Annotated in this window: 11 protein-coding genes; 3 read left to right on the plus strand and 8 right to left on the minus strand. The window is 64.0% G+C overall.

Annotated features, from left to right (window positions below):
- Window positions 1–1,182 (plus strand): KUP/HAK/KT family potassium transporter (locus tag JOZ79_RS09330; RefSeq protein ID WP_294073486.1); only part of this gene is annotated, 1,182 nt, incomplete at its 5' end.
- Complete coding sequence (locus JOZ79_RS09335; protein ID WP_294073488.1) at window positions 1,179–1,937, plus strand: transporter; 759 nt, start codon at window positions 1,179–1,181, stop codon at window positions 1,935–1,937. The genes JOZ79_RS09330 and JOZ79_RS09335, both read left to right, overlap by 4 nt.
- 207 nt (window positions 1,938–2,144) lie before the next feature.
- Here the strand turns inward: JOZ79_RS09335 and JOZ79_RS09340 are convergent, their stop codons facing one another.
- The 8 genes from JOZ79_RS09340 to JOZ79_RS09375 all read right to left on the minus strand — a co-directional run bounded on the left by JOZ79_RS09340 (window position 2,145) and on the right by JOZ79_RS09375 (window position 12,801).
- Complete coding sequence (locus JOZ79_RS09340; protein WP_294073490.1) at window positions 2,145–2,954, minus strand: enoyl-CoA hydratase family protein; 810 nt, start codon at window positions 2,952–2,954, stop codon at window positions 2,145–2,147.
- Window positions 2,951–3,736 carry an SDR family oxidoreductase gene (locus JOZ79_RS09345; protein WP_294073492.1) on the minus strand — a complete coding sequence of 262 codons (786 nt, stop codon included), beginning with the start codon at window positions 3,734–3,736 and terminating at the stop codon, window positions 2,951–2,953. Before JOZ79_RS09345 ends, JOZ79_RS09340 begins: the two co-directional genes overlap by 4 nt.
- On the minus strand, window positions 3,736–5,328 hold the full coding sequence (locus JOZ79_RS09350) for an AMP-binding protein (RefSeq protein ID WP_294073494.1): 1,593 nt from the start codon (window positions 5,326–5,328) through the stop codon (window positions 3,736–3,738). Before JOZ79_RS09350 ends, JOZ79_RS09345 begins: the two co-directional genes overlap by 1 nt.
- Window positions 5,325–5,717 (minus strand): RidA family protein, encoded by a 393-nt coding sequence (locus JOZ79_RS09355; RefSeq protein WP_294073496.1) that lies wholly within the window; start codon window positions 5,715–5,717, stop codon window positions 5,325–5,327. Before JOZ79_RS09355 ends, JOZ79_RS09350 begins: the two co-directional genes overlap by 4 nt.
- A 100-nt stretch (window positions 5,718–5,817) precedes the next feature.
- Window positions 5,818–6,966 (minus strand): acyl-CoA dehydrogenase, encoded by a 1,149-nt coding sequence (locus JOZ79_RS09360; RefSeq protein ID WP_294073498.1) that lies wholly within the window; start codon window positions 6,964–6,966, stop codon window positions 5,818–5,820.
- Between the two features lie 14 nt (window positions 6,967–6,980).
- Window positions 6,981–9,281 carry a bifunctional salicylyl-CoA 5-hydroxylase/oxidoreductase gene (locus tag JOZ79_RS09365; protein WP_294073500.1) on the minus strand — a complete coding sequence of 767 codons (2,301 nt, stop codon included), beginning with the start codon at window positions 9,279–9,281 and terminating at the stop codon, window positions 6,981–6,983.
- Between the two features lie 158 nt (window positions 9,282–9,439).
- Complete coding sequence (locus tag JOZ79_RS09370) at window positions 9,440–11,617, minus strand: prolyl oligopeptidase family serine peptidase (protein WP_294073502.1); 2,178 nt, start codon at window positions 11,615–11,617, stop codon at window positions 9,440–9,442.
- Complete coding sequence (locus tag JOZ79_RS09375) at window positions 11,614–12,801, minus strand: PepSY-associated TM helix domain-containing protein (RefSeq protein ID WP_294073503.1); 1,188 nt, start codon at window positions 12,799–12,801, stop codon at window positions 11,614–11,616. Before JOZ79_RS09375 ends, JOZ79_RS09370 begins: the two co-directional genes overlap by 4 nt.
- A gap of 257 nt (window positions 12,802–13,058) precedes the next feature.
- Between JOZ79_RS09375 and JOZ79_RS09380 the strand changes: the two genes are divergently transcribed.
- Window positions 13,059–13,715: amino acid permease (locus JOZ79_RS09380; RefSeq protein ID WP_294073504.1), on the plus strand; the 657-nt coding region annotated here is incomplete at its 3' end.

Raw genomic sequence — 13,715 nt, forward strand, 5'->3', positions numbered from 1 at the left:
GAGGCGCTTTATGCCGATATGGGCCATTTCGGGCGCAAGCCGATCACAGCGGCTTGGCTATACATCGTGCTTCCGGCGCTGGTGTTGAACTATCTTGGCCAGGCGGCGATGCTGATCCATCGCCCCGAGTTCGTGGACAATCCCTTCTTCCGGATGGTCCCGCCATCACTCACGGTTCCGCTCCTCGTGATCGCCACGTTGGCGACGATCATCGCAAGCCAGGCCGTAATCTCCGGCGCCTATTCCGTCACTCACCAGGCGATCCAGCTCGGATTCTTGCCGCGGATGCGGATCCTTCACACGTCGTCGAAGGCGATCGGCCAGATCTACTTGCCGACCGTCAACTGGGCGCTTGCCGTCATGGTCGCACTACTGGTGATCGCGTTCGAGCATTCGTCGGCGATGCTCCCCGCTTACGGGCTCGCGGTGGTGGGCACGATGCTGATCACGACGCTGATGCAATATGTCGTGGTGTTCAAAATCTGGAAGCGACCCTCGTGGCAGGCTGGCCCCGGCCTTCTGTTCTTCATCACCATCGACGCCATTTTCCTCGCGTCCGGCCTCGACAAGCTAGTCGAAGGTGCGTGGTTTCCGCTCCTCGTGGGCCTGATCATCTTCACTTTGCTGACGACCTGGTCGACCGGCCGGCGGCTGATGCGATCGCGGATGGAGCAGGACACCGTCCCCCTCGACATCTTCATCAAGTCCGTCGCGTCGGTGCACAGGGTGCGCGGAACGTCGGTGTTCCTGTCGACCTCGGCGGACAGCATCCCGTCCGCGCTGCTTCACAACCTCAAGCACAACCAGGTGCTTCACGAGCGGGTGCTGATCCTGAACGTCAAGGTCGAGGACGTGCCGCACGTGCCGCCGCCGAAGCGGATGGAGGTGCACGACGCTTCGAAGGGCTTCTATCGCGTGATCCTCCACTACGGATTTATCGATGAGGTCGATGTGCCCGCCGACCTTTCGCGCATCGAGACCTGCGGCGGCGGCTTCCACATGATGAGCACGAGCTTTTTCCTTGGCCGCCAGAAGCTGATCGCCGCCAGGGAAGCGCCGGGCATGGCCCTGTGGCGGGAGAAACTGTTCGCCGCGATGATGAAGAGCAGCGAAAGCGCGATGGAGTTCTTCAAGCTGCCGACCAACCGCGTGATCGAGCTCGGCAGTCAGCTCCGCATATGAGCCCGCTCCTCGCCCTCGCGGCGACAGCAGCGGCGCAGCTGCCGCCGATCTGCACCGATCGTCCCAGCAAAGCCAATGCCGTCTGCACCGTACCTGCCGGGCATTGGCAGGTCGAAGCAAGCATCGCGGACTGGACGCTGACCAAGGCCGGAGGAACGCGAACCACTGTGCTGGCGATTGCTCCGACGACCGTGAAATATGGTCTTACTGATCATTCCGATCTGGAGCTCACCGTCGTTCCGTTCGCGCGTTCGCAAACAACCGGCGAGCCGTCATTTTCCGGCGCAGGCGACCTGCTCGTGCGCTACAAGCAGCGGCTGACACACGATAGCGCGCCGGTTCAAGTCACGGCCATTCCCTTCGTGAAGATCCCTGTCGCGAAGCGCGGCCTGGGTAATGGCAAGGGTGAAGGCGGGATCGCCATGCCCGTCAGCTTCAATGTTGCCGGGCCGGTGATCATGACGCTCGGACCGGAAGCGGATTGGCTCGCGGATGGAGACGGCGACGGCAGACATCTGGCGGTGGTGAACCTCGTCAACCTCGCCGGCTCGATCGCGCCAAGGCTAACGTTAGACGGCGAGTTGTGGACCAATCTGAACTTCGATCCGGCCGGCACGATCCGGCAAGCCTCTGTCGACGTAGCCGCCGCCTATGCATGGACCGATTACCTTCAACTCGACGGTGGTGCCAACTTCGGCCTCACCCGCAACACCCCGGACTTGGAACTTTATAGCGGCTTCTCGATCCGGTTCTGACGAGCCCAAAAAGCCGGCTTCGCACCCAAAGCAAGTGCGCCAGGCGACCGTTCGTTGACGAAACTGTCGCTTAGTGGATGATCCACTTTGCCGCCTTCAGCTAGACTGGAAGCATCGTCTACTTCGACGCCTCAGTAGCGAACGGTGGTCTCTGTCATCGTGTGGCCAGGCCGGATCTGCACGGCGCGAAGATTGCGCGTTGGAGCGTCAATCCCCCTCAAAAGCCGGCTTCTCCTTCTTGGAGAAGGCTTCATAGGCGCGCTTGAAGTCATTGGTCCGCATGCACTTGGCCTGCACGCGGGCCTCCGTCTCGAGCGCCTCGTCGAGCGGCATGGTCGCTTCCGCATCGAGCTGTGCCTTAGTCACTGCATGTGCGACCCGCGGTCCACGCGCCAATTGATCCGCCAGCGCGTACGCCTCGGCCAGCACATCCTCGACGACCCGATTGTAGAAGCCCCAGGCGAGCCCCTCATCACTCGTCATATCGCGGCCGGTGAACAGCAACTCGGCCGCACGCCCGAGCCCGATGAGCCGGGGCAGCAAAGCGCAGGCGCCCATGTCTGCTCCGGAAAGGCCGACCCGGGCGAAGAGGAATGCCGTCTTGCACCCCGGCTGGCCGAAGCGGATGTCGCTCGCCATGGCAAGGATCGCGCCGGCGCCGGCGCAGGTTCCTTCGACCGCTGCCACAATCGGCTGCGGGCACGACCGCATTGCCCGGACGAGGTCGCCGGTCATCCGCGTGAACTCAAGAAGTCCCGTCTGGTCCATTCTGGTCAGCGGACCGATGATGTCGTGAACGTCGCCGCCCGAGCAGAAGTTGCCGCCCGCGCCGCGGACCACGACCACCCGTACCGTGGCGGTATCCTTCAGGTGCCAAAAGGTATTCCGAAGCTCGTCATAACTTGCGAAGGTGAGGGGGTTTCTCCGCTCGGGGCGGTTTAGCGTGATTGTCGCGATGCCGTCCTTGTACTCCCACAGAAAATGCTTCGGCTCGAAACAGGCCGGATCCCAGGTCACGCGCTCGTTCCTCCGTCGATGGTCACCGCCGCGCCGTTGATGTCGCGGCTGAGCGGCAGGCACAGCATGGCGATGATATTGCCGACGGCGTCCGGATCCACGAGCCGTCCGCTCGCATTGATGTTCGTGATGGCCGCTCGGGAGTCCTGCTTACTGAGGCCCGTCCTCTCGGACACTCGGACGACGGAAGTGTCGGTCATCGGCGTGTCGACAAAGCCGGGGCAAACGGCGTTCACAGTCAGGTTGGTCTTCGCATATTCCGCGGCGAGCGATCGCATCAGGCCGAGGAGGCCATGCTTCGACGCGGCATAGTGCGCTGCATAAGGCACGCCGCGAAGGCCTGCGACCGACGCGACGAACACCAGCCGGCCGTGGTCGCTGTTGAGCAGGTCGCTGATCGCCGCCCGCGCGCAATCGAACGCGGCCGTCAGGTTGGTGGAGATGATCCGGTCCCAGCTTTCGCGAGTCATCTTGTGGAACGGCGCACTGTCGGCGGTGCCGGCGTTGACGACCAGGAGGTCGATCGGGCCGTTGGCCGCTCTCGCCTCGTCGAATGCGGCGGCGATGCGCGCCGGGTCGGTGACGTCACAGCGGATAGCCGTCCCGCCATGCCGGTCCGCCACGCCCTGTAGGGGCTCGATGCGCCGACCAAGGAGAGACAGCTTGGCTCCTGCCGCGCTGAGATGCTCAACGGCCGCTGCGCCAATGCCCGTTCCTCCGCCGGTAATCAGCGCATGCCGGCCGGTCAGCGCCATTTCCCTGCCCCCATCTCCTTGGCTCATCACGATCGGCTCGCCCTCAATTCACTTCGCCGGAGTTTGCCTGTCGCCGTCTTCGGCAGGCCGCCAATGAATTCAATCTCGCGTGGATATTTGTACGGGGCGATCTTTGCCTTCGCATGCGCCTGAAGTTCCGCGACGAGGGCTTCCGTCGGTTCATTACCGATTGCCAGCACCACGAATGCCTTCACCTTTTGCCCCCGCTCCGGACAGGGCACGCCAACCACCGCGCATTCGGCGACCGCGGGGTGCAACAGCAGCGCATTTTCCACTTCCGGCGCGCCGATGTTGTAGCCGGAGCTGACGATCATGTCGTCGCTTCGCGCGACGTACCAATAATAGCCGTCGGCGTCCTTGCGGTAGGTATCGCCGGTGACGTTCCAGCCATTGATGACGTAGTCTTGCTGGCGCGGGTCATCAAGGTAGCGGCAGCCGGTCGGGCCCTTGATTGCGAGGCGGCCGATGCCTTCCACTAGGGGATTGCCATCGGGGTCGAGCAGGCAAGCTTCATAGCCCGGCACGGGCTTTCCGGTGGAACCCGGCCGGATGTCGTCGCCTGCAGCAGAAATGAAGATGTGCATCATCTCGGTCGCGCCGATGCCATCGGTGATCGAGATACCGGTGCGATGCTTCCACGCGCGCCAGGTTGCTTCGGGCAACTGCTCGCCGGCCGAAATGCAATAGCGGAGCGTCTTCAACGCACCATCCAGGTCCGGCTGCGACAACATGGCCTTATAGGCGGTCGGCGCGGTGCCGAGGTGCGTAACGCCATGCCTCGCAATCGTTTCTATCAACTGCACAGGCGTCGCTTGCTCGACCGTCGCGCTCGCCGCGCCGAAGCGGAGCGGGAACAGGGGCGTGATGCCAAGGCCGAAGGTGAAGGCCATCGGCGCGCTGGTCATAAAGATGTCGCCGGGCTTCGGGTCGACGAGATGTTTCGCAAAGGTGTCGCAAGGGGCGAGCAGGTCGCGGTGGAATTGGACGCAGCCCTTGGGGACGCCGGTCGTGCCGCTGGTGAAGGCGATCAACGCCGGGTCGTCGCGATGCGTGTTCACCGGGGGGAGGGGCTGAAGCGACGCGGTGCGAGCCTCAAGCGCGCCGTGCCCAGCGTCCCCGTCATATTCGACGATGCTCTCGATGAAGCGGCTTTGCTCGACCGTCTGGCGGAAGTCGCCCATGAAGCGGCTGTCGACGATCGCGCGAGTGATCTGCGCGCGTTCGATCACCGTCGCGATCTCGCCTGGGCGGAGCAGCGGCATCGTTGCCACGACCACGCCGCCGGCCTTCAATATGCCCAGCCAGGCCGCGAACATCGTGTAGCAGTTCGGCCCGCGCAGCAGCACGCGGTTGCCGGGGATCAGCCCTTCCTCATCTTTCAGCAGCCGGGCGATGCGGCCGCTGAAATCGTCGAGCTCGGCGTAGCTCCAGCGACCGTGATCGTTGACCACCGCCAGGGCTTCCGGCGCGCCCCCTGCGAGCAATTCGGCGGCGCCATTCAGCCGCTCGGGATATTGTAGCTCAGGCAGGTCGAAGCGAAACTCCGGCAGCAGTTGCGACGGTGGGAGCCGGTCACGGACGAAGGAGTCGTAGCTCACTGCTCCACCACCGCTGTCGTCTCGATCTCGATCAGCGCCTGGCGTTCCACGAGCGCGGTCACGGCGACAAGCGCCATCGTGGGGAAGTTGCGGCCCATGATCTCGCGCCAGGCCGCGCCGATGTCGCCGAGCGACGCCCGATAGGCATCGATGTCCGTGACGTAGCACGTCATGCGGACGATATGCTGCGGCCCCGCGCCGTCGCAAGCGAGAATCTCGAGCGTGTTGACTAGCGCCTGCGCGAACTGCCCGGCCAGCGTGTGGGAGGGAAAGCGTTCAGCCTCGTCCCAGCCGACCACGCCGGCGGTGAAGATCATCCGTCCGCGCGCGCTGATGCCGTTCGAATAGCCTTTCGAGCGCGGCCAGTGCGGAGGCTGGAGGATTTTCACTGGCCCGTCACCGGGACGCATCGGCCGAGAAGAATGAGGATGCCGATCAAACCCAGCCCAATCAGGCAGCCCGTGTCGAACCCGCTCCGGAATGGCCCGCTCATCCGCGATGCTCCTTAAGAAGGTCGCGGCCGATAATCTGCCGCTGCACCTCGCTCGCGCCTTCGTAGATGCGCAGTGCGCGAATGTCGCGGTACAGCTCCTCGACCTTTACGCCGCGCGTGACACCGGCTCCCCCGTGCAGCTGCACCGCGGCGTCGATCACCTGCTGCGCGGCCTCGGTCGCGTAGAGCTTGGCCATTGCCGCGGCACGACGGTTGTCGATCCTGCCCTCGTCCTGTTGCCAGGCTGCGCGGTAGATCAGCAGCGCCGACGCATCGATCGCCACTGCCATGTCGGCGAGCTTGGCCTGCGTGACTGCATTGTCGGCGAGTGTGCCATTGCCGAGGCGCCGCTCGCTTGCCCAGCCTAAGGCCTCTTCCAGCGCCCGGCGCGCAAAACCCAGTGCCGCCGCGCCAACCGTTACGCGGAACAGGTTAAGCGTCTTCATGGCGATGCGGAAGCCTTCGCCCGGCTCTCCGATGATCGACTCCGCCGGAAGTCGAACATCGTTGAACCGGAGCCGCGCGAGGGGGTGGGGCGCGATGACCTCGATCCGCTCGGCAATGGTGACCGCTCCGGCCGGGACGATGAAGGCCGACAATTCCCGGGTCCCGTTCCCCTCTCCGGTCCGCGCGAAGGTGACATAGAAATCAGCGATCCCGCCATTCGAGATATAGGTCTTCTCTCCGGCCAAGACCCATTCGTTCCCGTCACGCGCCGCGGACATCGACATGTTCGCGGCGTCCGACCCGCATTCGGGCTCGGTCATGGCGAAGGCGGCAATGGCCTCGCCGCTCGCTACCCTCGGCAACCACTCGCGCTTCTGTTCGACGGTGCCGAACAGTGAGATTGCGCCGGAGCCTAGCCCCTGCATCGCAAAGGCGAAATCGATCAGGCCATCGTGATGGGCGAAGGTCTCCCGGCACAGCGCGAGGCTTCGGACGTCCGGGCGATGCATTCCATCGCCGACGCACAGTTTCAGGAAGCCGGCCTTGCCGAGCTCGGCGACGATCGCGCGACAGGCTGTGTCTTCTTTGCCTGCGGACGCTTGCGGATAGTTACCGGAGCACCAGCTTTCGAGCTTCGCGGCCAATTCGCGGTGCCGCTCTTCGAAGAAGGGCCAGGATAGGAAACTGCGGTCGATCATCGCGGGCCCAGCGCTCAAACCCTGAGCGCAGCCGCCATTTCCGCCTCGCGCTTCATATTGCGCGCGAGCTGGGAAAGGCCGTTCAAATATTGCGGCGGGCAATCGACATCGCGGTAGTCGAGCTGGGCCGCTGCCCGCAGCGTCCAGAACGGGTCGATCAAATGCGGCCGTCCGAGCGCCACCAGGTCGGCGCGACCGGCGGCAAGGATCGAGTTGGCGTGGTCAGGCTCGTAGATGTTGCCGACCGCCATCGTCGCGACGCGTGCTTCGTTTCGAATTCGGTCGCTGAACGGAGTCTGGAACATCCGGCCATAGACGGGCTGCTGCCCGGCCCAGGTCTGTCCCGCCGAGACGTCGATCAGGTCCGCGCCTTCCCGGGCGAACGCCTCGCCGATCAGGACCGCTTCCTCGGGGCTGACGCCCGCCTCCTCCGCCCAATCGGTCGCCGAGATGCGGACCGACATCGGCCGGTCGCTCGGCCACGCCGCGCGCATGGCGACAAAGACTTCCAGCGGATAGCGCAGGCGCCTTTCCAGGGATCCGCCATATTCGTCGTCGCGCCTGTTCTGGAGCGGACTGATGAACCCGGCGAGAAGGTAGCCGTGCGCGGCGTGCAGTTCCATCATGTCGAAGCCGGCGTCCGCCGCCATTCGAACCGCGGCGACGAACTGCTCGCGAACCTCGATCATGTCGGCGCGGGTCATCGACCGCGGCACCTGGTTGTCCGGTGACCACGGGACTTCGCTGGCGGCCATCACCGGCCAGTTGCCGGCGTCGAGCGGGATGTCGTTGCCCTCCCAACCCAGCCTCGTCGACCCTTTGCCGCCCGAGTGACCAAGCTGCAGGCAGATCTTCGCCTTCGAATGCGAATGGACGAAATCGACGATCCGCTTCCAGGCGCTCACGTGATCGGCGTTCCACATGCCGGTGCAACCGGGACTGATCCGGCCTTCGGGCGAAACGCATGTCATCTCGGTAAACACTAGCCCCGCTCCGCCGATCGCGCGTTCGCCGTAATGGACGAAGTGAAAGTCGTTGGGGACGCCATCGACCGCCGAATACATCGCCATTGGCGATACCGTTATGCGGTTTGGCACTGTCATCTCACGCAACTTGATTGGCGCGAACATCGGCGGCGATGCCTTGGCCTTGCTGCCGGTCGCCCGTTTCCAGAACCATTGTTCGACTGTCTCCAGCCATTCGCGGTCGCGCAATCGCAGATTTTCGTGGCTGATGCGCTGCGACCGCGTGAGCAGCGAATACGCGAACTGCAGCGGTTCGAAATGCGCGTAACGCTCCAGCGTTTCGAACCATGCCGTCGAGTTGCGCGCACTGTTCTGAAGCTTCAGGACCTCGAGATTTCGCTCCGCCTGATATTCACCGAGCGCGGCTTCAAGGCTAGTCCCGGGCCGGTTCAGGACATCCGCCAGCTTGATCGCGTCCTCGAGCGCAAGCTTGGTGCCGCTTCCGATCGAGAAATGCGCGGTGTGCGCGGCATCGCCAAGCAGGATGAGGTTGCCGCTCGACCAGCGCTCGCACTTGATCCGGCGGAAGTTGAGCCATGCCGCGCTCCCGACAAGGTGCGTCGCGTTGGACTGGAGCGAGTGGCCATCGAGATATCTGGAAAAGAGCTTCTCGCAAGCGGCGATGCTCTCCTCCTGGCTCATCCTGTCGAAGCCGAACCGCTGCCAGGTCTCTTCCGAACATTCGACGATGAAGGTCGAGCAATCGGGCGCGAAACGGTAGGCATGCGCCCAGACCCAGCCGTGCTCCGTCTCCTCGAACGCGAAGGTGAAGGCGTTGAAAACCTTCGATGTGCCAAGCCAGACGAACTTGTTGTCGCGAACGTCGATATCAACGCCGAACGCATCAGATTGCGCGTCGCGAAACCGCGAGTTGCTGCCGTCCGAGGCGATGACGAGGTCGTAATCCGCCCACTTCCGATCGGCCGGATCGCAGTCGGCGTTGAAATGAAGCGCGACGCCGAGCTCCCGCGCGCGCCTCTGCAGGATTTCCAGCAGCCGCTTGCGGCCAATGCCGATGAACCCGTGGCCGCCGGAGGTGACCGTCTCGCCTCGGAAGTGGACGTCGATATCGTCCCAGTGCGCGAATGCGTCATTGATCGCCTTCGCCGAGACGGGATCGTTTCGCGTAATGTTTTGAACCGTGAGATCGGAGAAGACGACCCCCCATCCGAACGTCACGTGGGGCGCATTGCGCTCGAACACCGCGATCTCGTGCGCGGCGTCGCGCAGCTTCATCGAAATTGCGAAATAAAGGCCCGCCGGGCCAGCCCCGACGCAGGCGATTTTCATGCCGAACTCGCTTGAGAGTGGTCGTCGAATGCCATCATAATTCAAACTATGACTGACGTCACGACAAGCTCCTGAGATGGCGGGAACGCAGCGACTTCATGTTCGACTGCGTTCACCCCAGTTTTGTCTGGTGCCCCAACGGCACCTCAGCGCCCATCTCAGTCCCTCGTGGGGTCTCTCGCGACCTGCGAGTGCGATCTCCCGAGACGCTCCGTCTGCGATATCGCGAAGGCATACATGCGTGCCATCTCGACGAATTCGTCCAGTCGGCCGGACGCTCCCTGATGGCCGCCTTGTGTCTCGGTGTGGAGGAGCATCGGTTTGCCACTGGTCGAACGACGGCGAAGGTTGGCGATCCACTTGGCCGGCTCCCAGAACCCGACCCGGTCATCACCGATGGCCGTGGTCGCGAGCGTTGCCGGATAAGGCTGTGCCCTCACATTCTCGTAAGGCGAATAACTGGCGATGTAGTCATAGGCTTCGACGCTGGAGAGCGGATCTCCCCAGACGGGACGGGTGAGTGGAACGAGGGGGTGCGTCGCGTCGCTCATCGTATTCAGCATGTCGACAAAAGGAGCTTGGCCGATCACTGCCGACCACAAGTCAGGTCGCATGTTCGCGGCGGCGCCAACGAGAAGGCCTCCGGCGGAAAAGCCGTGAATGACTATGCGTCTTGCACGGGTATGATGCGTGTCGATCAACATCTGCGCGCAGCTGATGAAGTCCGTAAAGCTCGTCTTCTTTTTCAGTTGGCGCGCCGCTTCGAACCAGGCTCGGCCCTTCTCCGATCCGCCGCGCACATGCGCGACGGCCCAGACCCAGCCACGATCGACCAGGGCAAGCACAGGCGCAGAGTATTTCGTCTCATAACTGTATCCGTACGCGCCGTAGCCGGTCAGGAGGAGAGGCGCGGAGCCATCGATCGGAGTGTCGGCCAAGTGGAGGACGGTAACGGGGACCAGGGCCCCGTCGGCGGCCACCGAATTCAGCCTCTTGAGTACGTAGCGGCCCAACGGTCCGTCTCGACCTTGTAAGAGGCTTTCTTGCGCCCCGGTGCCTAGGTCGCACCGTAGCCATTGCGGCGGCAAGCGCGGTGACTCGATGGTGACCCACAGCGCATTGTCCGAATATTCGGATGGCTGAACCGCCAGTACATAAGCGGCTTCCTCGAAACGGACGGGTTCCCGAGGGATCCCGTCTACGCCGCAGGCGATGATGTGAAGATTGCCTTCGACCCGCTCAAGCCAGGCGAAATCGCCTTCGCGGGGGTGGAGCTCGGTGATGGTTCGGCCTGGCCGGTGCGGCACCCAGGTCTGCCACGGCCCGGATGGCGAGCCGATGGGCGCCCACTGGAGCCGATAGTCCTGGGCGCCATTCGCGTTCGTGCGCATGACGAACCGGTCACGCCAGTGCTCAATCGAATAATCGACACCCGTCCGACGTGAAGCGACCAGGGTGGGGTCCCCCTCCGGACGGTGCGCGTCGATGACCCGGACTTCGCTCGTGACGTCGTTGAACGAGCGCAGAAATAGCCAATCCCCGGATGCACTCGGCGCGACTTCCATCAGAAAGGCGGGATCCGCCTCCTCGTAGACCAGGCTGTCGGGGCCGCCCCGCGCGAGGCGGCGATAGAGCCGCTTCGGCCGGCTTTGCGGGTCGCGCCAGACCCAGAAAATATACCGGCTGTCGGCCGAGAAGACGAAGTCGCCGAACGCGTCGGTGGGCCCGGTCACGATCTCGCCGGTTGCGAGATCCTTCACGAGGATCGTGAACTTCTCCGATCCGCTCGAGTCCTCCGCCCAGGCGAGCAGGCGGTGGTCTGGGCTGTGGGTGACGTTGCGGATGGCGAGGTAGTGCTTGCCCGCCGCGCGCGCCGCGGCGTCGAGGAGCACCTGTTCCGCACCGCCCGTGAGCGCCTTTCGAAGATAGATCGGCTGCTGTCCGTCGGGAGAGAAGCGATCGTAGTAGGTCCAGGGACCGTCGGGGACCGGCGGCGAGACGGCTTCCGGCGGCACATGCCGCTTCATCTCGCTGACAAGCTGCGCTTGCAGTTGCTCGGTCGGCGCAAGAACGGCGTCGCAGTAGCGATTCTCTTCCACCAGATATGCGCGGATCTTGGGATCGAGCAGGCTCGGGTCGCGCCAGACCTCCTGCCAGTTTGCCGGTTTCAGCCACGCATAATCATCGACGCGCACACGCCCCAGCTGCTCCGTTCTCAGCGGAAAGCGCGGCGTGGCCGGAGGGTTCGCCAACCGGTGCTTCGCAAGCAATGGGCGGCCTGCCGCAAGCAGCGGCAAGACGGCCGCGCCTGCCATCATTCCGCGGCGGCTGATCATGCTGGGCGTCGCCCCGCGGTGCCGCCGCCGCGGCGGCGCGACTCCCGCTTCTTCCACCACGTATAGAACCCCGTGATGCACATCTCGGCCGTGGACAGACCGAGCAGGAAAATGAGGGCGATGCCAATCGGTCCTCCCATCTCCCCGCTGTGCAGCGGATAGAGAGAGCGCGTCAGCTTCCGCCCCAGGCTGTCGTGGTACGGGTCATCCGCTTCCACCAGCCGGCCGTTCGACGCGTCGAAATAGAGTGCGACGGGTCCGAGGCGGCGATAGTTTTCGGTCCCGTCGTCCGTAAAGCTGATCGAGTATACGTTGTGCGCCGGGTCGAAGCGCTCGATCGCGGGCTGCCAGGTGAGACCTCGCACTTTCGCCGCTGCGCTGCCGATGTTGAGCGCATCGAGGAAGCCAATCGTCGGCCTCCTGGTATCGTTCGCGGGCGGCGGCTGGTCGAACATCGAGGGCCTTGCCGGTGAGACCGCCTGCATCAAAGGAACGAACGCCTCGTCGAAGAAATTCATCGACACCGACGTGTACGCTAGCACGGTAGCGGGGATCAGCAGCCAAAGCCCGCTTGAGTTGTGAATCTCGAGCATCAGCCTGCGGAGCTTGGCGCCGGTATCGATCGTCCACTTCTTCTTCCACTTGGGCCAGAACGGTTTCTTAGCCGGCAACGTCAGGTAGAGACCGACGCAATTGCCGATCAGCCACGCAAGGGCCGCAAGGCCCATGACCCAGCGACCAACTGCGCCGCCCAGGAGGTTCTGGTGGAGCTCGAAAATAGCTTCGACGACGTGCCGGCGGTCCCACCCGGGACCGCTCTGCCGAGTACCGACGACGTGGCCGTCCGAGGGATCCACGAACAACTGGTCGAAGCCCAGCGACCCGTCCGGCCGGCGCGGCGCGACATCAAGCTTGAGCGTCTCGGACGCTTGCAGGTGCAATGGGAAGCTCGTGACGACCAGTTCGGGATGCCGTGCCTGGATTGCCGTCGCAATTAGCGCGGGGCTTCCTGCCGCCCCCTTGGTCTGCCGGTAAAAAAGGTCGGGATTGATGGCCGCGTCGATGCGCTTGTCGAAGCAGAGGATGCTGCCAGTCAGCCCGGCGATGAGCAGGAATGCGAGGGCCGCAAGACCGAGCCAGCGGTGGATCTTGGTCCAGAACAGTCGCGTGGCGGCCGTCGTCATTCCTTTCGAATCCACCTTCCGATGACGCTTTGTCGACCGCCACGATAATGGGCCGAGCGCAGGGGCAAGACACGTGCTGGGTCGAATACCGTTGCGAACGGGCCGCCGCTTCCGTCTCTCGTTCGAGGTCGAACCTTGCGCAAGGGATGATTGGGTCGAGGGGCTGGCGATCGGCCCTTCGGCGACGGTCGCGGGCCCGTCGAAGCATGGGCACCGGAGATGGTTCGCTTAATGTCGGCGAAGGAAGGGGAGTTGGATTGGCCAAGTCGGGGCGACTGTTCATCCGCAAGCCTCTCGAGGACGTCAGGACGGACGGCGAGCGCCACGGTCTGGTCCGAGCGCTCGGACCGGTCCAGCTTGTGATGATCGGCATCGGCTGCATCATCGGTGCCGGTGTCTACGTGATGACCGGAACGGCCGCGTCCAACTACGCCGGGCCAGCGGTCGTGATCTCCTTCGCGCTCGCCGGCCTCGCCTGCGGCTTCACGGCGCTTTGCTACGCGGAGCTGTCTTCGACGCTGCCGGTCGCCGGAGCCTCCTATAGCTATGCCTATGCGGCCCTTGGCGAGGTCTTCGCCTGGATCCTTGCCTGGATGCTGTCGCTGGAGTTCGGCTTGGCAGGCTCCGCTCTCGCAGTCGGAGTGGCGGGTTACCTGCTGAGCTTGCTCGGGGACTTTGGCATCTCCTTGCCGGCAGTCATTTCGACGCCGCTCGTGCAGGCGGTGACAGACCAGCAGGGCGCGCATTTCAGTGTCACGGGAAGCGTGAATCTGGTCGCGGTGGCCGCCGTTGCCGTGTTCGCGGCCGTGTTGGTCCGCGGTGTCACGCATTCGGCCCGCCTGAATGCCGGGATGGTGATCGTGAAGATCGGCGTGCTGGTCGCGTTCGTTGTCATCGGCGCGCCGCACGTGCAC

It is taken from the genome of Sphingomonas sp. (genome assembly GCF_019242355.1).
Lineage (GTDB): Bacteria > Pseudomonadota > Alphaproteobacteria > Sphingomonadales > Sphingomonadaceae > Sphingomicrobium.